At 65.5% G+C, this 22353-nt stretch carries 21 protein-coding genes; 20 read left to right on the plus strand and 1 reads right to left on the minus strand.

Features of this window, described 5'->3' with window-relative positions:
* Positions 1 to 190 precede the first annotated feature (190 nt).
* The 3 genes from AC3WVS_RS13615 to AC3WVS_RS13625 are packed head-to-tail and all read left to right on the plus strand — an operon-like array spanning position 191 to position 2970.
* A complete protein-coding gene (locus tag AC3WVS_RS13615) occupies positions 191 to 1333 on the plus strand; it encodes an ABC transporter substrate-binding protein (protein WP_492319044.1) in 1143 nt (380 codons plus the stop codon).
* Positions 1330 to 2184, plus strand: a complete 855-nt coding sequence (locus tag AC3WVS_RS13620) for an ABC transporter ATP-binding protein (RefSeq protein WP_492319045.1) — start codon at positions 1330 to 1332, stop codon at positions 2182 to 2184. The genes AC3WVS_RS13615 and AC3WVS_RS13620 overlap by 4 nt, the downstream gene beginning before the upstream one ends.
* Before the next feature lie 12 nt (positions 2185 to 2196).
* The gene (locus AC3WVS_RS13625) at positions 2197 to 2970 is read left to right on the plus strand and encodes an ABC transporter permease (RefSeq protein ID WP_010813920.1); all 774 of its coding nucleotides are present in this window, start codon (positions 2197 to 2199) and stop codon (positions 2968 to 2970) included.
* Positions 2971 to 2977: 7 nt separating this feature from the next.
* Here the strand turns inward: AC3WVS_RS13625 and AC3WVS_RS13630 are convergent, their stop codons facing one another.
* Positions 2978 to 3748 (minus strand): GntR family transcriptional regulator, encoded by a 771-nt coding sequence (locus AC3WVS_RS13630; RefSeq protein WP_492319046.1) that lies wholly within the window; start codon positions 3746 to 3748, stop codon positions 2978 to 2980.
* Between the two features lie 203 nt (positions 3749 to 3951).
* On the opposite strand from AC3WVS_RS13630, the gene AC3WVS_RS13635 reads away from it, so the two are divergent.
* From AC3WVS_RS13635 to AC3WVS_RS13715, 17 genes are all read left to right on the plus strand, one after another.
* Complete coding sequence (locus AC3WVS_RS13635; protein ID WP_492319047.1) at positions 3952 to 5451, plus strand: class I adenylate-forming enzyme family protein; 1500 nt, start codon at positions 3952 to 3954, stop codon at positions 5449 to 5451.
* A complete protein-coding gene (locus tag AC3WVS_RS13640) occupies positions 5448 to 6236 on the plus strand; it encodes a citryl-CoA lyase (protein ID WP_492319048.1) in 789 nt (262 codons plus the stop codon). Before AC3WVS_RS13635 ends, AC3WVS_RS13640 begins: the two co-directional genes overlap by 4 nt.
* A gap of 57 nt (positions 6237 to 6293) precedes the next feature.
* On the plus strand, positions 6294 to 7253 hold the full coding sequence (locus AC3WVS_RS13645; RefSeq protein WP_492319049.1) for a VOC family protein: 960 nt from the start codon (positions 6294 to 6296) through the stop codon (positions 7251 to 7253).
* An 85-nt stretch (positions 7254 to 7338) separates the two neighbouring features.
* Positions 7339 to 7977, plus strand: coding sequence for an alpha/beta hydrolase (locus tag AC3WVS_RS13650; protein ID WP_492319050.1), 639 nt, complete (start codon positions 7339 to 7341; stop codon positions 7975 to 7977).
* A gap of 18 nt (positions 7978 to 7995) precedes the next feature.
* On the plus strand, positions 7996 to 9054 hold the full coding sequence (locus tag AC3WVS_RS13655) for a maleylacetate reductase (RefSeq protein ID WP_492319051.1): 1059 nt from the start codon (positions 7996 to 7998) through the stop codon (positions 9052 to 9054).
* A 90-nt stretch (positions 9055 to 9144) separates the two neighbouring features.
* Positions 9145 to 9489, plus strand: a complete 345-nt coding sequence (locus AC3WVS_RS13660) for a YciI family protein (protein WP_492319052.1) — start codon at positions 9145 to 9147, stop codon at positions 9487 to 9489.
* Positions 9490 to 9626: 137 nt separating this feature from the next.
* Positions 9627 to 10592, plus strand: coding sequence for a sialidase family protein (locus tag AC3WVS_RS13665; protein ID WP_492319053.1), 966 nt, complete (start codon positions 9627 to 9629; stop codon positions 10590 to 10592).
* Between the two features lie 40 nt (positions 10593 to 10632).
* Complete coding sequence (locus AC3WVS_RS13670) at positions 10633 to 13029, plus strand: efflux RND transporter permease subunit (protein ID WP_492319054.1); 2397 nt, start codon at positions 10633 to 10635, stop codon at positions 13027 to 13029.
* A gap of 50 nt (positions 13030 to 13079) precedes the next feature.
* On the plus strand, positions 13080 to 14672 hold the full coding sequence (locus AC3WVS_RS13675; RefSeq protein WP_492319055.1) for a DUF1302 family protein: 1593 nt from the start codon (positions 13080 to 13082) through the stop codon (positions 14670 to 14672).
* A 24-nt stretch (positions 14673 to 14696) separates the two neighbouring features.
* The gene (locus AC3WVS_RS13680; protein WP_492319056.1) at positions 14697 to 15947 is read left to right on the plus strand and encodes a DUF1329 domain-containing protein; all 1251 of its coding nucleotides are present in this window, start codon (positions 14697 to 14699) and stop codon (positions 15945 to 15947) included.
* Between the two features lie 88 nt (positions 15948 to 16035).
* Entirely contained in the window at positions 16036 to 16494 is a 459-nt protein-coding gene (locus AC3WVS_RS13685; RefSeq protein ID WP_492319057.1) for a nuclear transport factor 2 family protein, read from the plus strand.
* A 60-nt stretch (positions 16495 to 16554) separates the two neighbouring features.
* Positions 16555 to 17538, plus strand: coding sequence for a LysR substrate-binding domain-containing protein (locus AC3WVS_RS13690; protein ID WP_011614535.1), 984 nt, complete (start codon positions 16555 to 16557; stop codon positions 17536 to 17538).
* 103 nt (positions 17539 to 17641) lie between these two features.
* A complete protein-coding gene (locus AC3WVS_RS13695; RefSeq protein WP_492319058.1) occupies positions 17642 to 18949 on the plus strand; it encodes a Glu/Leu/Phe/Val family dehydrogenase in 1308 nt (435 codons plus the stop codon).
* A 266-nt stretch (positions 18950 to 19215) separates the two neighbouring features.
* On the plus strand, positions 19216 to 20115 hold the full coding sequence (locus AC3WVS_RS13700) for a glutamate/aspartate ABC transporter substrate-binding protein (protein ID WP_010813917.1): 900 nt from the start codon (positions 19216 to 19218) through the stop codon (positions 20113 to 20115).
* A gap of 63 nt (positions 20116 to 20178) precedes the next feature.
* Positions 20179 to 20907 (plus strand): amino acid ABC transporter permease, encoded by a 729-nt coding sequence (locus tag AC3WVS_RS13705; protein ID WP_010813916.1) that lies wholly within the window; start codon positions 20179 to 20181, stop codon positions 20905 to 20907.
* 9 nt (positions 20908 to 20916) lie between these two features.
* On the plus strand, positions 20917 to 21600 hold the full coding sequence (gltK, locus tag AC3WVS_RS13710) for a glutamate/aspartate ABC transporter permease GltK (protein ID WP_010813915.1): 684 nt from the start codon (positions 20917 to 20919) through the stop codon (positions 21598 to 21600).
* On the plus strand, positions 21597 to 22331 hold the full coding sequence (locus tag AC3WVS_RS13715) for an amino acid ABC transporter ATP-binding protein (protein ID WP_010813914.1): 735 nt from the start codon (positions 21597 to 21599) through the stop codon (positions 22329 to 22331). The genes gltK and AC3WVS_RS13715 overlap by 4 nt, the downstream gene beginning before the upstream one ends.
* Positions 22332 to 22353 lie beyond the last annotated feature (22 nt).

Genomic DNA, 22353 nt, shown 5'->3' on the forward strand with positions numbered 1-22353 from the left:
CCTGCATCCGCGTGCACCAAGGGGTGGCGGGCATTGTCGACAATCATTGCCGACGATGGCGCTGCGGCAATCGCCTCGCACGTTTTTGGTTCGGCAATCGCTTGCGGGCCCGCCCTGAAACGGGGCTGAAAAACCTGGCACGTCCCTTGCGGACGAATCCCTCCGAGATCACGATCAACGGAGAGATTCCATGCCTCATTTCCACGCTGCGCTAGCGTCCGCCGGCGTTTGCGCTGCTGCCGCCGAGAACCATGAACATACCGGCACGCGCGCGTCCCGCACTACGGCACGGCGCCGCCTGCTGAAGCTCGGCGTGATGATCGGCACCAGCCTGGTGCTGTCGACACAATTCGCCGGCGCGGCCCACGCGCAGGCTGCACCAACCAAGCTCCGCTTCCAGCTCGACTGGCGCTTCGAAGGGCCGGCGGCGCTGTTCCTGCTGGGCGAGCAGAAGGGCTACTACAAGGCCGAGAAGCTCGACGTCTCGATCGACGCCGGCAACGGCTCGGGCAACGTGGTCAACCGCGTGGCCTCGGGCACGTACGACATGGGCTTCGCCGATATGTCGTCGGTGATGGAGTTCTACGGCAACAACCCCGACGCGAAGAACAAGCCGGTGGCCGTGATGATGGTCTACAACAACACGCCCGCCGCCGTTCTCGCGCTGAAGAAGTCCGGCATCCGCGCGCCGAAGGACCTCGCCGGCAAGCGCATGGGCGCGCCGGTGTTCGACGCCGGCCGCCGCGCCTTCCCGATCTTCGCCAAGGCCAACGGCCTGCAGGCGTCCTCGTTCAACTGGCAGGCGATGGACCCGACGCTGCGCGAGACCATGCTCACGCGCGGCGACCTCGATGCCATCACCGGGTTCTCGTTCACATCGATCCTGAACCTGAACGCGCGCGGCGTGAAGGATGAAGACATCGTGGTGCTGCCGTACCCGCAGTTCGGCGTGAAGCTGTATGGCAACGCGGTGATCGCCTCCGAGGAATTCATGAAGAAGAACCCGGAGGCAGTGAAGGCCTTCCTGCGCGCCTTCAGCAAGTCGGCGCGCGACGTGATCGCGCGGCCGGAAGAGGGCATCAAGGCGGTCAAGGCGCGCGACGGCATCATCGATGAGAAGCTGGAAGTGCGCCGGCTCAAGCTGGCGCTGGACAGCGTGGTCAAGTCGCCGGATGCGAAGGCCGAGGGCTTCGGGCGCATCAGCAAGCCGCGCCTGTCGCTGATGGCCTCGCAGGTGGCTGATGCCTTCGGCACCAAGGGCCGCATCAACCCCGATGCGCTGTGGACCGATGCGTTCCTGCCCAGCGCGGCCGAACTGGATGTGCTGCGATGATGACACGCCAGGCTGCCTTCATGCCCGCCTCTGGCGGGAGCGCCGCGCCCGCGGCCGTGGAACCCTTTGTCGATTTCAACCGGGTCTGGCTGGCCTATAACGACGAGCTCGCGCACAAGGGCGAGTTCGCGGTCGAGGACATCTCGCTGCAGGTGGCGCCGGGCGAGTTCATCGCCATCGTCGGCCCGTCCGGCTGCGGCAAGTCCACCTTCATGAAGCTGGCGACCGGGCTCAAGCCGGCCACGCGCGGCGTCGTGAAGATTGCCGGCCAGAAGGTGACCGGCCCGCTCAAGCAGGTCGGCATGGCCTTCCAGGCGCCCACGCTGCTGCCGTGGCGCACCACGCTGGACAACGTAATGCTGCCGCTGGAGATCGTCGAACCATATCGCTCCACCCTGCGCGCACGTCGCGACGAGTACGTCGAGCGCGCACGCAAGCTGCTGCATACGGTGGGACTGGCCGGCTACGAGGACAAGTACCCGTGGCAGCTGTCCGGCGGCATGCAGCAGCGCGCCTCGATCTGCCGCGCGCTGGTCCACCAGCCGCGCATGCTGCTGCTGGACGAGCCCTTCGGCGCGCTCGACGCCTTTACGCGCGAGGAGCTCTGGTGCGTGCTGCGCGACCTGTGGCAGGCGCAGCGCTTCAACGTGATCCTGGTCACGCACGACCTGCGCGAGGCCGTGTTCCTGGCCGACACCGTCTACGTGATGAGCCAGCGCCCGGGCCGCATCCTGATGCGCAAGGAGATCGACCTGCCGCGCCCGCGCGACCTGGAACTGACCTATACCGAGCCCTTTGCCGACCTGGTGCACGTGCTGCGCGAGAAGATCGGCCATGTGCGCCAACACTGAGGCAAAGCTACCATGATGACTCTCACTTCCGCGCAGGAGCGCCGCGTGCAGCGCGTGGCGCCCTGGCTGCTGCTGGCCGCGGTGCTGCTGCTGTGGCAGGGCGCGTGCATGGCCTTCGGCGTGTCCGACTTTATCCTGCCGACACCATCGGCGATCGTGGCCTCGCTGGTGGAATATGCCGACGTAATCGCCGGCCATGCGTGGCGCACCTTCTGGACCACCATGGTGGGCTTCGGCGTAGCCATCGCCGTGGGCGTGCTGCTGGGGCTGGCAATGGGCTCGTCGCGGCTGCTCTATGCCGCCAGCTATCCGCTGATGACGGCCTTCAACGCGCTGCCCAAGGCCGCCTTCGTGCCGATCCTGGTGGTGTGGTTTGGCCTGGGCGCGGGTCCGGCCATCCTGACCGCGTTCCTGATCTCGTTCTTCCCGATCATGGTCAATATCGCCACCGGCCTGGCCACGCTGGAGCCGGAGCTGGAGGACGTGCTGCGCGTGCTCGGCGCCAAACGGCGCGACGTGTTGTTCAAGGTCGGTCTGCCGCGCGCCATGCCGTATTTCTTCGCATCGCTGAAGGTGGCGATCACGCTGGCCTTTGTCGGCACCACGGTGTCGGAGATGAACGCCGCCAACGAAGGCATCGGTTACTTGCTGGTGTCGGCCGGCTCGGCCATGAAGATGCCGCTGGCCTTTGCCGGGCTGGTGGTGATCGCGGTGATGGCGATGGCGATGTACGAGCTGTTTGCGGTGGTCGAGAAGCGCATGACCGGCTGGGCCCACCGAGGCTAGCCATGCTTCAGCTGCCGGCCTGCGTCAACTGGTAGCTCGTGCAATAGCTGAAGCGGCTGGCCGGATGGACACCGGTGGTCACGACAATGGCCTGTTCACGCAGGAAATAAGTCCGGGTGATGCGCAGCCCGGCCGATTTGTCGGGGACCTGCAAGGCCTTTGCCTGAGCGCCTTCGATCAGCCAGCCTTCCACTTTCTGCTCGACGCGGGTGATCTTGATCCCGTACTGCTTCTCGACCATCGTGTACACCGGCACGTCCAGGGTCTCGCCGAGCTGGGACAGGGCACCATATGTGCCGTCGACGTAGATGTCGACCAGCGCAATCGGCTCGAGGGCGGGCGGGCAGCCATAGCGCGTGCCGGCAATGTGGAGCCACGCGGCGCCGGGCGCGCAGCGCAGCAGTGCCGCCAGGGCTTCATCAGCCTGGATGGTGCTGCTTCCTGAGGTGCGCAGCGTCGTGCCCTTGGCGTAGCTGACCAGGTCGGCCGGAGAGTCCATGACTTGCATGAAGCGGCTCTGCGGCCGGTCCGCGATCACGCGCGTGCCCACGCCTGCTTGCCGGGTCACCATGCCGAGGCTGGTCAGCTTCTGCACGGCCTGACGCACCGCGTACCGGCTCAGATTCCACCTTTCGCACAATTCGGCCTCGGTCGGCAGCAGTTCGCCGACCGGTGGGCGGCCGCCGATGATTTCCTGCATCAATGTGCGTGCCAGGTCCAGGTGGCGCGGAGTGTTGGCGGCCAGCGCGGCCGCGTAGGCGTCGGTGTCGTCTTGCATGCTTTCAAGCGCTTTCAGAGTCGCTTCATGGTCGCGGGGCAGAGGGAACAGGCTGCCTCCAGCCTTTTGCCAATGCTAGCACGGGCGGCAGGGTTTTTCCTAATATTCGAATGTTCGAACAAACTTCTATAGTTCGAGCCATCGAAGGGCGGCGAGCCGTTTTTCGCCTCGATGCCGTCCTTGTTTCCTGGAGATTCCCAAGCATGTATCCCATCGACTTCCTGTGGCGCGCCGCCCACCGGTATCCCGGCCGGGTGGCCATCATCGGCCCCGCCGGCGAGCTGTCGTTCCGGGCGCTGGCAGACATGGTGCTGCAGCGAGCCGCCGCACTCACCGCGATCGACCCTGCGCCGCGCAGCCGGGTCTGCGTCGGGGCCGCGAACACGGTTGACCACCTGGTGGCGATCCTGGCAATCCTGGCCGCCGGCAAGGTGTGGATACCGCTGAACCCGCGCAACGGCGACCCCGAGCTGCACCGCATCGTTGATTTCGTCGAGCCGTCGCTGGTGCTGGCCGATGCCGAGATGGCGGCGCGGCTGGTGGGTATCACCGTGCCAGTGCGTCCGCTGGCAGACCTCGCTTGCCATGCGGGTGACGTCAACACGGTCATGATGGGACCCCACGGGCGCGGTGGTGTCCCCCTCGACGCCGCGCAGGCGATCAAGTTCACCGGCGGCTCGACGGGGTTCCCCAAGGGCGTGATCCAGCCGCTGCGCGCCTGGAACGCGAACATCGCCACCCAGATCCATGAACTGGGCCTGACGCCGGATGACCGCTACCTGGTGGCCGCGCCGATCACGCACGGCACCTCGACCTACATGCTGCCGTTGCTGGGCGCTGGCGGCGCATTGATCTTTCCGGCGCACAACAAGGCGGCGGCATTGCTTGATGCGGCGCAGGCCCATGGCGCGACGCTGTTCTTCGCGCCCCCGACGCTGATTCTGTCGCTGGTGGAAGAGCAGCGCCGCGCGCCCCGTGGGCTGCGTTCACTGCGCTACCTGGTCTACGGCGGCGCGCCGATGCGCCCGGAACAGATCCGCGATGCCCAGGCGGTGTTCGGTCCGATTCTCTGCACGTCCTTCGGCCAGACCGAGGCGCCGCAGATCATCACCTTCCTGCCGCCGGGCGACATGACGGGCACCAACCTGGCTTCCGTTGGAAAGCCATCGCTGCTGACCCGGGTTGCCATCGTCGACAAGCACGGCAACGTGCTCAAGGCCGGGGAGGAGGGTGAAATCGCCGTGCGCGGCGACCTGGTGATGAGCGGCTACCTGAAGGCGGAGCAAGAGACCCGCAAGACGCTGGTCGACGGCTGGCTGCGCACGGGCGATGCCGGGGTCCTTGATGAGCGCGGCTACCTGTTCCTGCGCGACCGTATCCGTGACGTGATCATCACCGGCGGCTTCAATGTCTACCCCAGCGATGTCGAGGTGGTGCTGTCCGCGCACCCCGCTGTCGCCGACTGCTCGGTGGTCGGCATCCCGGATGCCAAGTGGGGCGAGGCCGTCCACGCGGCCGTGCAACTGCGCCCGGGCATGCGTGTCGACGCCGCCGACCTGATTGCGCTGGTCAAGCGCGAGCTGGGCTCGGTCAAGACGCCCAAGCAAGTACACCTGTTCGATGCGCTGCCGCGCAGTGCGGTGGGCAAGGTGCTGAAGCCCGCGGTCCGGGCAACCATCGTGGGCATCGGGAGCGCATCATGAGCCAGCCGCAAGCGGGCGCCGCGCCGCGCACCAAGCTCTGCCACTACACCACGGAGGCGGTCTACTACGGCGACGATGACCTGGTGGGCGACCTGCTCGGCCAGGCCAGCTTTGTCGATGTCTTCATGAAGCAGACCTTCGGCAGCGCGCCGACCGCGGCCCAGCGCCGCATCGTCGAAGCGGTGTTGGTCACGCTGATGGAGCACGGCATGACGCCGAGTGCCATCGCCACGCGCATGATCTATGCGAGCTCGCCGGAAAACCTGCAGGCGGGTGTGGCAGCCGGCTTGCTTGCGGTGGCCAGCCAGTTCATCGGCACCATGGAGCCGGCCGCCGGCCTGCTTGACCAGATCGCGGTTGCCGGCGAAGCGGGCGCTGCCGAGGCGCAGCGCATTGCCCGGGACTACCGCGCCAGGCGCGAGGCGGTGCCTGGTTTTGGCCACCACCTGCACCGCCCGGACGATCCACGCGCCCTGGCCTTGCTGGCGCTGGCGCGCGAGCTTGGCACCCATGGCTCGCGCTGCGCCGCGCTGGCGCTGCTTGCCGCCGAGGTGGATGCCGCCGCCGGGCGCCATATCACCATCAACGCCACCGGTGCGATCGCCGCCGTGCTCGGCGACATCGGCATCCCGGCCAGGCTGATGCGCGGTTTCGCCGTGCTCAGCCGCACGGCTGGCCTGATCGCCCATATTGCCGAAGAGCAGCGCGAGCCATCGGGGCGGTTCATCTGGGACCTCGTTGACCACGCGATGAAGCCCCCACATCCCGCGGACCAGCCAGGCTGACGATCCCGGTACGGCCTTGCGCACCTGTTCCATCAGAAAACAGCAAGAGGAGACAACATGACACAAACGGACCAGTCCATTCAGCGCCATCACCACATCACGCTGAGCGTGGGCACCGCACAGGACGACTATGACTTCCACACCAAGGTGCTGTCGCTCAAGAGCGTGAAGAAGACGCTGATCTATGACGGCGGTACGCCGTTCTATCACCTGTACTACGGCAACGACGTCGGCGAGGAGAGCACCCTGATCACCTGCTTCCCGGTGGCGCATTTCGGGCGCAAGGGCAAGCGTGGCACGGGGCAGATCGGCAGCCTGGCGCTGTCGGTGCCGGTATCGGCGATTCCGTTCTGGGAGAAGCGCCTGGCCGACCATGGCTTCGAGGTCCGCCGTTCGGAACGGTTCGGGGAAACGGTGCTGGCATTCGCGCATCCCTGCGGTGTCGAGTACGAGCTGATCGGCATTGCCGACGATGCTCGCAAGCCTTACTCCAACGGCGAAGTGCCTGCGGAGCTGGCCGTCCGCGGCCTGCATACGATCGCGGTCAATGTGCGGGAAATGGAGACTTCGCAGGAGTTCATGCAGACCGGCTGGTCGGGCCGCGAGGTGGCACGCGACGGCAAGTACACCCGCTACGCATTTGGCGACGGCGGCTCCGGCAAGTTCGTCGACTATGCGCTCGAACCCGGCATGCCCCAGGCGAGCTGGACTTACGGCGAGGGTACGGTGCACCACTGCGCGTTCCAGGTCGAGGATCGCATGGTCCAGGACCTGGTCAAGGCCCGTCTCGAGGGGATGGGCCTGACCGATACGTCGGAGCGCAAGGACCGCGGGTATTTCGAGTCGATCTACGTGCGCACCCCCAGCGGTGCGATGTTCGAGGCCACGGTATCCAAGCCGGAAGCTTTCCTGATCGACGAGCCCTACGAACGCCTGGGCTCGGAGCTGAAAATCGCACCGCAGTTCGAGAGCCAGCGCGCCAGCATCCTGCAGTCGCTGGAAACCCTGAACTATTGAGAGAACGGGCATGGCAGGGCCAACGCCCTGCCGCTCGCCCATCGCCCGTTATGCCGGGAAGACTATGCCTGACATCAATCCCCACATGCAGACGCCGCTGAGCGTGTTCGATGCGCCGGCTGGCAACGCGAAGCTCGCCGCGATCCTGGTGCATGGGCGCGGCCAGTCCCCCGCGCTGATGCGCGAGCTGCTGGTCAGCCGCATCAGCCACCCCGGGGTCGCATGGTTCGCGCCGCTGGCGGCGGACAATTCCTGGTACCCAGAGCGCTTCATCGCCCCCCTCGACACCAATGAGCCGAGGCTCTCGCAGGCGCTGGAGCGCATCGACGTCCTATCCGAGGCGCTGCTGGCCATGGGCTTTCCTTACGCATCCCAGGTGCTGGTCGGGTTTTCACAGGGCGCTTGCCTCTGCAGCGAGTTCCTCTGGCGCCAGCGCCGCAGGTATGCGGGGCTGATCGCCTTCACCGGCGGACTGATCGGACCGCCCGGCATGCCCCGCGACGGCTCGCATCGCGAACTCGAAGGCATGCCGGTGCTGCTCTCCACCTGGGACCAGGATCCGCATGTGCCCGCCGACAGCGTGCGCGAGTCGGCCTCATGGTTCAGCGCGGTCGGCGCCGACGTCACCCTCAAGGTGGAGCCGGGCAGCGAGCATGGCATCCGCGACGCGGAAGTCACCTATGCCAATACCCTCCTGGCTGCTTGCGCGCCGGGAACCTGTTGATCATCTGGAGCAGTCACCATGCAGTCATTCGTGCATGAATCCCGCGCTTGCCGCGTCGTCTTCGGCCGCGGCGCACGGCAACACCTTCCGCGCGAACTGGACCAACTGGGGCTGCGGCGGGTGCTGGTGCTGACCACCCCGGAGCAGGTGGCGCTCGGCCAGCAAATCGCCGATCTCCTCGGGGACCGCTGCGTCGGCGTCTACGGCGAAGCCGTGATGCATGTGCCCGCAGACGTCGCCCGCGCCGCGGTCCAAGCCGTGCATCGGGCCGGCGGCGATGGCTGCGTGGCCGTTGGCGGCGGCTCCACCATCGGCCTGGCCAAGGCGATCGCGCTCAACGCGGATTTGCCTATCATCGCCTTGCCGACGACCTATGCCGGCTCCGAGATGACGCCGCTCTACGCCATCACCGAGGGCGGTCTGAAACACGCCGGCCGCGACTGGCGCGTGGCGCCGCGCAGCGTTATCTACGATCCGGATCTGACGCTGACGCTGCCCCAGGGCCTCACCATGACCAGCGGCATGAATGCCATCGCCCATGCGGCCGAAGGCCTGTACGCAAGCGACGGCAACCCGGTCTACAGCCTGATGGCGGAGGAGGGCATCCGCGCCCTGGCCAGTGCGCTGACATGCCTGAAGCGCGCTCCCACGGATGCCGATGCGCGCGGCGACGCGCTGTACGGCGCCTGGCTGTGCGCCACCGTGCTGGGCAACCTGCAGATGGGTCTCCACCACAAGCTGTGCCATACGCTGGGTGGCAGCTTCAACCTGCCGCATGCGGAAGTCCACACCGTCATGCTGCCTTACGCGCTGGCCTACAACGCCGCGTCGGCGCCGCAGGCGATGGCGCGCATTGCCCGCGCACTGGGTCGCGGGCCCGCCCCCGCCGGCCTGCGCGAGCTGGGCGCGGCGCTTGGCGTGCCACGGTCCCTGCGCGAGATCGGCATGCCGGCGCACGGCCTCGATCATGCCGCGGACCTGGTGGTGCAGACGCCATATCCCAATCCGCGCCCGATCGAACGCGGGCAGGTCCGGGAGCTGTTACAGCGGGCCTACGAAGGCGCCGATCCGGCCTGACCGGCGAGCCGCCTGAACGAGAACACCCATCCTGATCCCATACCAGCGCGCAGGGTCCGATGACCGGGCGCCGCAGTGGAGTTACTTGCCATGCCATACATCATTCGCGGCTACTTCCGGCAGGACGTTGCGCAGGCGCGCCTCAAGCTTCGCCCTGAACATATCCGCCACATCCTGTCCAGGTTGCCGGAGATCGTCTGCGCCGGTGCGTTGTGCGGGGAGGACCAGCGTCCGCAAGGCCTGTTTCTCGCCGTCGGCTGCACCGACAGAGAGCAGGCGCAATTACTGATCGCGGACGATCCGTACTGCCGCGCAGGCTTGTTCGAACGGATCGAGATCGAACCCTTCCTGCAATTCGTCCCGCATCCCAACCCGCGCATCCTGCACGAGGAACTGGAGCGCGCGCTGCAGAGCGCAACCATGGCTGCGCGATAAACCTGCCCGGCGCCGGCTAGCGTCCGCGTAGCCGCCGCGTATCCCCTGAGCTTGCCATGCAGTGAAACCCTGCGGGGCGGAATTCGCCCGCGGCCGGCGCAGCCTTGCGCATCCTATTCAGAGAGAAGACCTGAACCATGCAACGTATCAAACGCATCCTGCTGTCCGGCTTGCCCGTGGCCATCATTGGCGGGCTTCTTTATGCCGGCTTGTTCGTCAAGCCCAAGCCGGCAGGCAAGTCCGTCGCGCAGCCGCTGGTGGAACGCGGCGACGCCTTCTACGGCCTCGCCGTGCTGCCCGATGGCCGCATGTGGGCCGTGGGCACGAACGGGAAGATCCTGCACAGCGACGATGCGGGACAGGGCTGGCACATGCAGCGCACCGCCAGCCAGGAGACCTTGCAGGACATCGCCGCCTGGGATGCGCGCCGCGCGGTGGCGGTCGGCAATGAGGGTGTGGTCCTGACCACGGCCGACGCCGGCCTGACCTGGGCCCCGGCGCAGGCACCCAGGTCAGCCATCAGCAACAAGCTGATGCGCGTCCATGTGAGCCAGGACGGCAGTGCGTGGGCGGTCGGCAGCGGCGGCGTGCTGCTGCGCTCGCGGGACTACGGCAAGCGCTGGGAGTCCGCGGCGCAGGGCGAGGACACCGCATGGAACGGCATCGCCTTCGACGGGCCGCGCGGCTGCGTGGTGGGCGAGTTCGGCCGCATCCGCATCACCGGCGATGCCGGCGAGCGCTGGACCAGCGTCGCCAGCCCGGTCAAGCACAGCCTGATGTCGGTCAGGTTCCGGGATTCCAGCCACGCCATTGCCGTGGGCCTCGGCGGAACCGTGCTGGTCAGCGACAACGGCGGCGCCAGCTGGACGCAGGCCGCCAGGGCCACCGACGAGGACCTGCTCGACGTCGCCTGGGACGGCAGCCAATGGATCGCCGTGGGAGACAAGGGGGTGGTGCTGGTGGCCGGCCCGGATGCAGGCAGCTGGCGGCTGACGCGGTTCGAGCCGCTGGACCGCCGCTGGTACACGCGCGTGCAGCCGCACGGCGGCAAGTACTACGCCACGGGCTCGCGCCTTGCCGTCAAGGAAGCGGCAGCCCTGTAGACGCATTGTCCAGGGACGACCGAAGAATATGGAGGAGAACATGAATACGACAGAACAGGGCAGGCTCGAACGCTTCGTCGAGTCCTGCATACGCCGGCGGGCCTACGTGACCGGCATCTTCCTGCTGGTCACGGCAGTGATGCTGGTGGCCGCGCTGCGGGTGGAGGTCAGGACGGTCTTCGAAGACCTGCTGCCGCGCAGCCATCCCTATATCCAGGTCCATGAGCAGTACAAGCAAGCGTTCGGCGGCTCGAACGTGGTCAGCCTCGTGCTCGAGGCCGAGCAGGGCGACATCTTCAACACCGCGTTCCTCACCAAGGTGAAGTCGGTAACGTCCGCCCTGCAACAGGTGGACGGGGCGAACCAGTTCCAGATCGTTTCGCTGGCATCGCGCAAGCTCAAGGAAATCCGCGGCTCGACCGAGGCCATCGATTCCAGCCCGCTGATGTGGCCCGATGTCCCGCAGGACCAGTCGGGGCTGGAGGCCCTGAAGCAGGCCATGCTGAATAATCCCCTGGTCTATGGCGCCTATGTCTCGAAGGACCTCAAGGCTGCGCTGGTCACGGTGGATTTCTATGAAGGCGCCGCCGACTACAACAAGATCTTTCCGCAGGTGAGGGCGATCGCCGATGCCGCGCGCGGCGACGGCGTGCGGGTGCGCGTGACCGGCGAGCCCATCCTCTACGGCTGGGTCAACCACTTCCTGCCGGAGACGCTGCACATCTTCCTGCTGACGATCGGTTGCCTGGTGCTGCTGCTCTTCGTCATCGCCCGTACCTGGCGCGGCACGCTGCTGCCGCTGCTGGCGGGCCTGAGCAGTGCCATCTGGGCGCTCGGTGCCGCGCGCCTGCTGGGCTATAACCTGGATCCGCTGGTGATCGTGATCGCCTTCCTGATCACCGCGCGCGCCATCTCGCATTCGGTGCAGCTGGTGTCGCGCTTCGATGAAGAGCTTGCCGCGGGGGCGGACACCACGCGCGCGGCGGCCAAGGCCAGCATGCTGCAGCTGTTCAAGCCAGGCATGCTGGGTGTGGTGGCCGACGCGGGCTGCATGATCGTGGTGGTGCTGACGCCGATTCCGCTGATGCACAAGGTGTCAATCATCGGCACGGTGTGGGTGATGACGATCGCATTGAGTGCCTGCGTGATGACGCCGGTGCTGCTTTCGTGGGTGCACTACCCGCGCGGGTATGCCCATCGGCTGGATCTCGGACCCGGCATCGACCGCATCCTGGGCGTCTGCGTGCGCAGCGCCACCTCGCGCTGGCGCTATGCAGTGCTGGCCGGGGCGGCGGCGGTGTTTGGCGTGTCGGCGTGGTACGCGACCCGTATCCAGGTGGGAGATGCCCAGCCTGGCTCACCCATCCTCTGGCAGGACTCTGCCTACAACCGCGATGCGGCGGCCATCAACCGGCAGTTCCAGGGCGCTGACCGGCTGTACGCGGTGTTCGCGGGGCACCAGCCCAACGCGGTCAAGTCGCCCGCGGTGCTGGCGAGCATGGCGGGCATGCAGCGCTACATGGCGGCCCAGCCAGAGATCGGCGGCAGCGCGTCGATCGCGGACGTGATCCCGATGGTGCGCCGCGTACTGAACGAGAACAACCCGCGCTACCAGGAGCTCGGCCGCACGGCACAGGAGAACGGCGAGCTGATGTACATGTTCGTGTCGGGTTCCGATCCCGGCGACATGGCGCGCTTCACTGATGCCCAGGCCCGGGATGCATCGGTGACGTTCTACTTCCGCGACCACCAGGGCGAGAGCATCCGCACCGCCATGGCGCGGCTCAAGGCCTACGTCGATGCCCATCCGCTGGCGGAGGGCAGCTACCGCCTGGCGGGCGGCCTGGTCGGGGTGCTGGCTGCGGTCAACGAGGTGATTCTCGCCGGCCAGATCGAAAGCATCGCGCTGGCCTTGCTGGTGTTGGTGATCTGCTGCGCGGTCGCCTACCGCTCGGTCACGGCGGGCATCTTCTTCATGGTGCCGGTGATCCTGTCCAACACCATCACCTTCAGCTACATGGCGTGGAAAGGCATCGGCATGAACCTCAGCACGCTGCCGGTGGCCGCGCTGGGTATCGGCCTCGGGGTCGACTACGCCTTCTACATCGTCGACGGCATCAAGGAAAAGATCGCCGAGGGCAAGGACCTGTCCGCGGCCACCATCGCCTCGCTGCTGGGCGCCGGCCGTGGCGTGGTCGTGACCGCGCTGACGCTGACCACCAGCGTCGTGCTGTGGTGCGCATCCTCGCTGAGGTTTCAGGCCGATATGGGCGTGTTGATGGCGATCTGGCTCTTCGTCTCGGCGCTCAGTGCCCTGTTCATCATGCCGGCGATGGTGCTGGTGTTCCGGCCGGCATTCATCGTGAAGGCGGCAGGCGAGCGAACGGCGCCCGGCGGCGGCCAGGATCTCGCCATGCGCGCAGTGCCCGAGGCCTAGCGCCTCGGCCAGTCATAAGAAATAAAAGCAAACACCAACAGGAGGAGACCGTGACATTGAATTCTTGGGGAGAGCGGCGCATGAAGTCCGGCGCCGCAGGCCTGGCGCTGATGCTGCTGGCGGCGTCGCCAAACGCGCTCGCCGCGGATGCGGAAGAGGCTGGCGCGACGGCCGCGGCCAGCGCGGAAAGCGCCGACGGCGGCGACGGTAAATCAGATGACTACAGCTTCCGCCTGGGCGGCTATGCGCGCACGTGGGCCTCTTTCAATCTGCAGAACCCGCCGGAGACCAGCCGCAATGACCGGTTTTCGCCATCCATGCTGCGCGCGGCGCTGCTGCTCAATGCCGACGCGAAAACCGGACCGGTCACATGGAAGGTGGTCGGGCGGGCCGAAGGGGAGTACAAGACGCGATACCTGAAGGACCTGGAGCAACTGAATCGGTCCAACTCGCCAGGCGGGCCGGGCAGCCGGCTGATGGACCAGTATGACCGGGCCGACCTGCGCGAGTACTACATGGAGTTCGCGCCCGTGGAGCGGGTCAACTTCCGCATCGGCAAGCAGCAGGTCGTCTGGGGCGAGACCGATTTCTTCCGCGCCCTGGATCTCGTCAATGGCTTCGATTACCGCTGGCGCTCCTTCCTCGAGCGCGAAGGCGACGAACTGCGCAAGCCGTTGTTCCTGGTCAAGGCAAAGGTCAATGTGCCGGAGGCGGACGGCAGCCTGCAATTGCTGTATCGGCCAGGCATCGACCGGAACCGGGACATCGGCAACAGCTACGATCTCTACGGCGGCCGCTGGGCGGGGCAGCCTTACAAGGGCGTCGACTTCCTGGCGCCCGGCGCGCTGAACTACAACTATCGTCACCCGGGAGCGAATGTCAGCGATCAGACCGGAGGCGTACGCTGGGAAGGGATCGCGGGACCGGTGAACTATTCGCTGGCCTACCTGAAGACATTCAACAACGACCCGGTGGTGAACTCGGCCTTCGCGCCTTCGGGTGCCGCGCCGACCGGCGCGCTCGGGGATTTCATCTTCCCCAAGATCGACCTGTTCGGCGCCACCGTCAGCGGCTATGTGCCCGCCATCGACTCCGTGCTGAGCACGGAGCTGGTCTACACGCGCAACGCGCCTTACAACATCGGCACCAGCTTCTTTGGCGGTGCCCTGCCGGGCTTTGGCGGGATCATCAAGAAGGACGTGGTCACCACTATGTTCCGGATCGACAAGAGCCTGAACCTGACGAAGCTGCTGGGCACCAGCCGGCCGTCATTCTTCTCGGTCCAGGTGTTCGACAAATGGATCCAGAACTACAAGCGGTCGGACGATATCGTCAACCTGGTGGGCTATGGCGCCGCGGCCAAGGAGCACTCCACCATCGCCACGGTGATACTGGGGCTGAATTACAGGAACGACAAGATCAATCCGCAGCTTGCCGCGGGGGTGGACCTGCAGGGCCGCGGGGGCTTCCTGATCCCGAGCGTGGAGTTCGTCTACGGCGACCACTGGCGCCTGGTGCTGGAGGCGGATCTGTTCTTTTCCAAGAACAAACGTCAGCCCGGCCAGGTGGAGGGGTCGACGCGCCTGTTCGGCACCTTTGCCAACAATAGTCAGTTCCTGGCCCGCCTGACGCGACAGTTCTGACAGTTCCAAATAAGGAGACACATCATGTATCGCATCCAGAAGACACTCGCGCTGTGCATGCTTGCCGCGCTAGGCGGCACTCTTGCCGTCGCCGCTGAACTGCCCGCCGGCACCGTGATCGACAAGGCCAACATCGACAAGGTCAAGAACGACACCTTCGACGGCCACACCATTGCGAGCCTGCTGACCGAGAAGCTTGAATGGCAGATCCGCAATACCGGCCTGACGATTCCGCTTGGCCACGCCAAGCCCGTGCAGCTCGATCCCAAGTACCTTGAGGCGACCCGCAAGAACGCGGGCAAGGCGCAGTTCGATGAAAAGACGCGCGAGGTCACGGGTTGGGAGGCCGGCATTCCCTTCCCGCAAGTCAGCCAGAACGACCCCTTTGCCGGCGACAAGCTGATCTGGAACTTCTATTACGCCTCACCGGAAGGGGACGTCATCAACAACAAGGTCACCTTCCTGATGATCAGCGGCGACAAGGGCCTGGAGTCGACGCAGGACTGGGTGTTCCAGCGCTATTACATGAAGGGACGGCTCAGCGGCGACAAGCCGGTGCTGGGGGATGGCAGCGTGCTCAGCAAGACGCTGTTCGCCGCGACCGCGCCGGAGGATATCCGCGGGCTGGGCACGTTCACCATCCGCTATGACAGCCCGAAGGTGGAAGACAGCTGGGCCTATATCAAGTCGGCCCGGCGCACGCGGCGCCTGTCCGGCGGGGCGTGGATGGACCCGGTGGGCGGGCTCGATGTGCTGAACGACGACATCTACGTCTGGAACGCCAGGCCCTCGTGGTATCCGAAGATCAAGCTGGTGGGCAAGCGCTGGATCCTGGCAATTTCGGATGCCAGGCTCGGCTACACCCCGTCGAAGAAGGGGACGCCGGACGAATGGAAGACCGTGGACCTGAAAAACGCGCCGTACTGGAACCCGGTGCAGACCTGGCAACCGCGCGAGGTGTGGGTGATCGAAGGCACGCCGCCGGGCGAGCACCCGTACGGCAAGAAGGTGGTCTATATGGACGTGAACTATCCGCGCGTCTACATGGGCGAAGCCTATGACAAGAAGGGCGAGTTCTGGAAGTTCATCAACTTCCATATGACCCCGTCAGTGGGCGAGGACGGTACCAAGTACTCTTCTTCGATCCAGGGCGACATCATCGATTTCAAGGCGCGCCACGCTTCGATCTACATGTTCCGCGGCTACAAGCTCAATGAAGCGAAGATCAAGGAAGGCGACATGACCTACAGCGCGTTGGAGTCCATCGCCAAGTAACAAGCCGACCTTCACAAGCGCGGCCCGGACTTCGCTTCTTCTGGTGCCAGGCCCGCCCGGGGGCGTGCCGGCCAAGGATTCAGGGATCATGGAAATCAAGATAATGACGGATGAACAGCGCAAGGCGGTTGCGCTGGAGTATTTCAAGCGCATGGACCGCGGCGAGAGCGTGCTCGATCTCTTTGACGAGCATGCCGAGTTCTGCTTTCCCAAATGGGGAGTGGCGCACGGCCGCGCGCAGATCGAGCAGCTGTTCGGGGACCTGATGGGAATCCTGGAGTCGGTCCGCCATGATATCGCCCATGCCAACTTCATCCAGCAGGGCGACTTGCTGGTGGTGGAGGGCACCTCGGCCGGAAGCCTCAAGAGCGGCGAGACCTGGCGCGCGGACGTCACCCACGCCGGGCGCTGGTGCGATGTGTTCGAAATCCGCGACTTCCGCATCCAGCGCTGCTATGTCTACCTGGATCCCGACTATGGCGGGCAGGATGTCGGGCGCTATCCGTGGCTGCGCCAGCGGCACGAGGGCAAGGGCGGGGCAGCGTAGTCCGCCGTGCTCCCCGGGGCCAGGTGACGGCCCCCATGCCGCGGGTGGATAATCCGCGTCATGGAAATCAAATGGCTTGAAGACTTCGTCAGCCTGGCCGAGACGCACAGCTTCTCGCGCTCGGCCGAGCTGCGCCACGTCACGCAGCCCGCGTTCTCGCGCCGCATCCAGTCGCTGGAGGCGTGGGTCGGCACCGAACTGATCGACCGCTCGAGCTACCCCACCAGCCTGACCCCGGCCGGCAAGGTGTTCTACGAGCAGGCGCTGGCCATGCTGGCGCAGGTCAGCGAGACCCGCGCGCTGATGCGCGGCCAGCGCTCGGCCAACGCCCAGGTGCTGGAGTTCGCGGTGCCGCATACGCTGTCGCTGACCTTCTTCCCGGAATGGCTCAAGGCGCTGGAGCGCAGGATCGGCACGCTGCCGTGCCGGCTGCGCGCGCTCAACGTCCACGACGCGGTGCTGATGCTGGTGGAAGGCGGCTGCGACCTGGTGATGGTCTACCACCACGCGCGCCAGGCGATCCAGCTGGATCCGGCCCGGTACGACATGCTGGTGCTTGGTACCGAGCGGCTGTCGCCCTACAGCGTGCCGGACGCTGCCGGCAAGCCGCAGTTCCGGCTGCCCGGCACCGACAAGAAGCCGGTGCCCTTCCTCAGCTACACGCCCAACGCCTTCCTCGGCCGCATGGTCGACCTGCTGCTGGCCGACACCTCCGAGGCGCTCAAGCTCGACAAATGCTACGAGACCGACATGGCCGAGGCGCTCAAGGTGATGGCGCTGGCCGGCCACGGCATGGCCTTCCTGCCCGAAAGCGCGGTGCGCGAGGACGTGGCCGCGGGCCGGCTGGTGCGGGCCGAGTCGGCGCGCGGGCTGCCGTTGTCGATCGACATGGAAATCCGCCTGTACCGCGAGCGCCCGGGCGAGAACGGCAACGAACGCCGCGCCGGCGCACGGCGCAAGCGCCAGCTGGTCGACCAGGTGTGGTCGACCTTGTCGGCGGCCCAGTCCGCCCAGCCGGCCGGCTCCCCAGTTTCCGCCAGATGACAACGTTATGCAGGTTTTGCATGACCGGATGAGCAAACGGCATTGGATTCGGGCGGGGCGCCAGCCCTAAGCTTGCGGGCATTCTTCACACCGGAACCAACCGATGTCTTCCGCAGCACCGACCAATATTGCTGGCCAAAAGCACGCACTCCCGTCTTACCTCAATGCCGACAATCTCGGCCCCTGGGGCATCTACCTGCAGCAGGTCGACCGTGTCACGCCTTACCTGGGCTCGCTGGCACGCTGGGTCGAAACCCTCAAGCGCCCCAAGCGCGCGATGATCGTCGACGTTCCCATCGAACTGGATAACGGCACCATTGCCCATTTCGAGGGCTATCGGGTGCAGCACAACCTGTCGCGCGGCCCGGGCAAGGGCGGGGTGCGCTTCCACCAGGACGTGACCCTGTCCGAGGTGATGGCGCTGTCGGCCTGGATGTCGGTGAAGAATGCCGCGGTCAACGTGCCCTACGGCGGTGCCAAGGGCGGCATCCGCGTCGATCCGCGCACGCTCTCGCACGCCGAGCTGGAACGCCTGACGCGCCGCTACACCAGCGAAATCAACATCATCATCGGGCCGAGCAAGGATATTCCGGCGCCGGACGTGAACACCAACGCCCAGGTCATGGCCTGGATGATGGACACGTACTCGATGAACTCCGGCAGCACGGCCACCGGCGTGGTGACCGGCAAGCCGATCTCGCTGGGCGGCTCGCTCGGCCGCCACGAAGCCACCGGCCGCGGCGTGTTCGTGGTCGGCTCCGAGGCCGCGCGCAATATCGGCCTGGAGATCAAGGGCGCGCGCGTGGCGGTGCAGGGCTTCGGTAACGTGGGCGCGGTGGCGGCCAAGCTGTTCCATGAGGCCGGCGCCAAGGTGGTGGCGGTGCAGGACCACCGCACCACGCTGTTCGACCCGGCCGGCCTGGACGTGCCGGCAATAATGGAATACGCCTCGCACAGCGGCACCATCGAAGGCTTCCGCGGCGAAGTCCTGCGTACCGAGCAGTTCTGGGAAGTCGACTGCGACATCCTGATCCCGGCCGCGCTGGAAGGCCAGATCACGGTGCAGAACGCGCCCAAGATCACGGCAAAGCTGGTGATTGAAGGCGCCAACGGCCCGACCACGCCGCAAGCCGACGATATCCTGCGCGAGCGCAATATCCTGGTCTGTCCCGACGTGATCGCCAACGCCGGCGGCGTGACCGTGTCCTACTTCGAATGGGTGCAGGACTTCTCCAGCTTCTTCTGGACCGAGGAGGAGATCAACCAGCGCCTGGTACGGATCATGCAAGAAGCCTTCCGGGCAATCTGGCAAGTGGCACAGGACAACAAGGTGACGCTGCGCACGGCGGCGTTTATCGTGGCCTGCACGCGGATCCTGCAGGCGCGCGAGATGCGCGGCCTGTATCCCTGATCTGGGCACGGGAAACGGGACAAGGCACTGCCATGGTGCAATGCAATAATCGTCCCGCTCCCCATGGCTCATGACCGCCAGACGCGGTCTCCGGCAAGCGCCGGAGACCGCGTTGTCGTATCCGGACGCCGTGCGCAGTGATTGCCCTGAAGTGGGGTTCTAGGAGAAAACCCAGTTGTATTGCGGCGGATGCTGCGCAATACTGTTTCACCAGTGGGGGTTTTATCTCTAGAATCCCGCTTTCTCTTCATGGTCAAGGAGATGTTATGAATTTTGCCAAGCTGGCTGCCCTGATGATTGCCGGGGGCGTGATGTGCGGGACGGCACAGGCAGCTGAACAACTGACGGGCACGCTGAAGAAGATCAAGGACACCGGCGTCATCACGCTGGGCGTGCGCGAGTCGTCGATTCCGTTCAATTACAACCTGGGCGGCGTGCGCCAGGTCGGCTATTCCTACGATATCAACATGAAGATCGTGGAAGCCATCAAGGACCAGCTGAAGCTGCCGAACCTGCAGGTCAAGGAAATCCCGATCACCTCGCAGAACCGCATCACGCTGCTGCAGAACGGCACCATCGACATCGAGTGCGGCTCCACCACCAACAACCTGGAGCGCCAGAAGCAGGTTGGGTTCACCAACTCCATCTTCATCATCGGCACGCGCATCATGGTGAAGAAGGACGCCGGCATCAAGGACTGGGCCGACCTGAAGGGCAAGAACGTCGTCACCACCGCCGGCACCACGTCGGAGCGCCTGCTGCGCAAGATGAACGACGACCAGAAGCTGGGGGTGAACATCATCAGCACCAAGGACCATGGCCAGTCGTTCCTGACGCTTGAGTCGGGGCGCGCGGTCGCGTTCATGATGGACGACGCGCTGCTGTACGGCGAGCGCGCCAAGGCCAAGAACCCGGCCGACTGGATCGTGGTGGGCAAGCCGCAATCGCGCGAGTCCTATGGCTGCATGATCCGCAAGGACGATCCGCAGTTCAAGAAGCTGTCCGATACCGTGATCTCCGGCATGATGAAGGACGGTTCGATCAACACCCTGTACACCAAGTGGTTCATGACGCCGGTGCCGCCGAAGGGCCTCAACCTGGACTTCCCGCTGTCCGAAGACATGAAGGCGTTGTTCAAGACGCCGAACGACAAGGCGCTGGACTGACCTGCCGTTGACAGCAGTGTGAAACGGAAGGCATGTCCTTCCGTTTCTTTTTGAGGACGCAACATGAACTACAACTGGCATTGGGCAGTTTTCCTCGAACAGGCCGCCCAGAACGAGACCTACCTGGACTGGATGATCTCGGGCCTGAAGGTAACGCTCGCCCTGGGACTCTCGTCCTGGGTCATCGCCCTGGTCATCGGTTCGGTGCTCGGCGTGCTGCGCACCGTGCCCAACAAGTGGCTGGCGGGCATCGCCGCCACCTATGTGGAAATCTTCCGCAACATCCCGCTGCTGGTGCAGCTGTTCATCTGGTATTTCGTCGCGCCCGAGCTGCTGCCCGGCGGCGAGGCGATCAAGCAGATGAACCCGTTCGCGCAGCAGTTCCTGGCCGCCATGCTGTGCCTGGGCACCTTCACCGCCGCGCGGGTCTGTGAGCAGGTGCGCTCGGGCATCAACTCGCTGGCGCGCGGGCAGAAGAATGCCGGCCTGGCGATGGGCTTCACGCTGCCGCAGACGTACCGCCACGTGCTGCTGCCGATGGCGTTCCGCGTGATCGTGCCGCCGCTGACTTCCGAATTCCTGAACATCTTCAAGAACTCGGCGGTGGCTTCGACCATCGGCCTGCTGGAACTGGCGGCGCAGGGCCGGCAACTGGTGGACTACACCGCGCGCCCGTATGAATCGTTCATCGCGGTCACGCTGATGTACGCGCTGATCAACGTGACGGTGATGCTGATCATGCGCTGGGTGGAAGCCCGCACGCGCGTGCCCGGCTTTATCGGCGGCAAGTAAGGGGGCGCCATGGCTTATTCCTTCGATTTCACTTCCATCACCCCTGCCACGCTCGAGGTCCTGGGCGAGGGCATGATGGTCTCGCTCAAGATCACCGTCACCGCGGTGGTGGTGGGCATCGTCTGGGGCACCATCCTGGCGATGATGCGGCTGTCGTCGTTCAGGCTGCTGAACTGGTTTGCGCAGGGGTACGTGACCATCTTCCGCTCCATCCCGCTGGTGATGGTGCTGTTGTGGTTCTTCCTGATCATTCCGCAGGTGCTGCAGAACCTGTTCAACCTGTCGCCGGCGACCGACCTGCGCATGACGTCCGCGCTGGTGGCCTTTGCGCTGTTCGAGGCCGCGTACTACTCGGAAATCATCCGCGCGGGCATCCAGAGCGTGTCGCGCGGGCAGATGTTCGCGGCGCAGGCGCTGGGCATGACCTATGGCCAGTCGATGCGGCTGGTGATCCTGCCGCAGGCGTTCCGCAACATGGTGCCGCTGCTGCTGACCCAGGGCATCATCCTGTTCCAGGATACGTCGCTGGTCTACGTCAGCGCGCTGGCCGACTTCTTCGGCCAGGCCTACGGCATCGGCGAACGTGACGGCCGCATCGTCGAGATGCTGCTGTTCGCCGGCGTGGTGTACTTCGTTATCTGCTTCTCCGCTTCGCTGCTGGTCAAGCGTTACCAGAAAAAGGTGGCTGTATGATCGAAATCAACAATGTCTCCAAGTGGTACGGCGCCTTCCAGGTGCTGACCGACTGCACCACCAAGGTCGCCAAGGGTGAAGTGGTGGTGGTGTGCGGCCCGTCCGGGTCGGGCAAGTCCACGCTGATCAAGACCGTCAACGCGCTTGAGCCGTTCCAGAAGGGCGATATCCTGGTCGACGGCACCTCGGTGGGCAATCCCAAGACCAACCTGCCCAAGCTGCGCTCGCGCGTGGGCATGGTGTTCCAGAACTTCGAACTGTTCCCGCACCTGTCGATCACCGAGAACCTGACCATCGCGCAGATGAAGGTGCTCGGCCGCTCCAAGGACGAGGCCATGGCCAAGGGCCTGAAGTACCTGGACCGCGTGGGCCTGAAGAGCCAGGCAGAGAAGTACCCGGGCCAGCTGTCGGGCGGCCAGCAGCAGCGCGTGGCGATCGCCCGTGCGCTGTCGATGGACCCGATCTGCATGCTGTTCGACGAGCCGACTTCGGCGCTGGACCCGGAGATGGTCAACGAAGTGCTGGACGTGATGGTGCAGCTGGCGCAGGAAGGCATGACCATGATGTGCGTAACCCACGAAATGGGCTTCGCGCGCAAGGTGGCCAACCGCGTGATCTTCATGGACCAGGGCAAGATCGTCGAGGACTGCGAGAAGGAGGAGTTCTTCGGCAATATCGAACACCGCTCCGAGCGCGCCAGGCAGTTCCTGTCGAAGATCCTGCATCATTGACCGGCCTCGCAGGGCAATCAAA

Source organism: Cupriavidus sp. CPT47-8839-RL05A, from assembly GCF_058792255.1.

Excerpts from the sequence above, each read along its gene's own strand:
- AC3WVS_RS13615 (WP_492319044.1), top strand. The coding sequence starts at position 191 with ATGCCTCATTTCCACGCTGCGCTAGCGTCCGCCGGCGTTTGCGCTGCT.
- AC3WVS_RS13620 (WP_492319045.1), top strand. The coding sequence starts at position 1,330 with ATGATGACACGCCAGGCTGCCTTCATGCCCGCCTCTGGCGGGAGCGCC.
- AC3WVS_RS13625 (WP_010813920.1), top strand. The coding sequence starts at position 2,197 with ATGATGACTCTCACTTCCGCGCAGGAGCGCCGCGTGCAGCGCGTGGCG.
- AC3WVS_RS13630 (WP_492319046.1), bottom strand. The coding sequence starts at position 3,748 with ATGCAAGACGACACCGACGCCTACGCGGCCGCGCTGGCCGCCAACACT.
- AC3WVS_RS13635 (WP_492319047.1), top strand. The coding sequence starts at position 3,952 with ATGTATCCCATCGACTTCCTGTGGCGCGCCGCCCACCGGTATCCCGGC.
- AC3WVS_RS13640 (WP_492319048.1), top strand. The coding sequence starts at position 5,448 with ATGAGCCAGCCGCAAGCGGGCGCCGCGCCGCGCACCAAGCTCTGCCAC.
- AC3WVS_RS13645 (WP_492319049.1), top strand. The coding sequence starts at position 6,294 with ATGACACAAACGGACCAGTCCATTCAGCGCCATCACCACATCACGCTG.
- AC3WVS_RS13650 (WP_492319050.1), top strand. The coding sequence starts at position 7,339 with ATGCAGACGCCGCTGAGCGTGTTCGATGCGCCGGCTGGCAACGCGAAG.
- AC3WVS_RS13655 (WP_492319051.1), top strand. The coding sequence starts at position 7,996 with ATGCAGTCATTCGTGCATGAATCCCGCGCTTGCCGCGTCGTCTTCGGC.
- AC3WVS_RS13660 (WP_492319052.1), top strand. The coding sequence starts at position 9,145 with ATGCCATACATCATTCGCGGCTACTTCCGGCAGGACGTTGCGCAGGCG.
- AC3WVS_RS13665 (WP_492319053.1), top strand. The coding sequence starts at position 9,627 with ATGCAACGTATCAAACGCATCCTGCTGTCCGGCTTGCCCGTGGCCATC.
- AC3WVS_RS13670 (WP_492319054.1), top strand. The coding sequence starts at position 10,633 with ATGAATACGACAGAACAGGGCAGGCTCGAACGCTTCGTCGAGTCCTGC.
- AC3WVS_RS13680 (WP_492319056.1), top strand. The coding sequence starts at position 14,697 with ATGTATCGCATCCAGAAGACACTCGCGCTGTGCATGCTTGCCGCGCTA.
- AC3WVS_RS13685 (WP_492319057.1), top strand. The coding sequence starts at position 16,036 with ATGGAAATCAAGATAATGACGGATGAACAGCGCAAGGCGGTTGCGCTG.
- AC3WVS_RS13690 (WP_011614535.1), top strand. The coding sequence starts at position 16,555 with ATGGAAATCAAATGGCTTGAAGACTTCGTCAGCCTGGCCGAGACGCAC.
- AC3WVS_RS13695 (WP_492319058.1), top strand. The coding sequence starts at position 17,642 with ATGTCTTCCGCAGCACCGACCAATATTGCTGGCCAAAAGCACGCACTC.
- AC3WVS_RS13700 (WP_010813917.1), top strand. The coding sequence starts at position 19,216 with ATGAATTTTGCCAAGCTGGCTGCCCTGATGATTGCCGGGGGCGTGATG.
- AC3WVS_RS13705 (WP_010813916.1), top strand. The coding sequence starts at position 20,179 with ATGAACTACAACTGGCATTGGGCAGTTTTCCTCGAACAGGCCGCCCAG.
- gltK (WP_010813915.1), top strand. The coding sequence starts at position 20,917 with ATGGCTTATTCCTTCGATTTCACTTCCATCACCCCTGCCACGCTCGAG.
- AC3WVS_RS13715 (WP_010813914.1), top strand. The coding sequence starts at position 21,597 with ATGATCGAAATCAACAATGTCTCCAAGTGGTACGGCGCCTTCCAGGTG.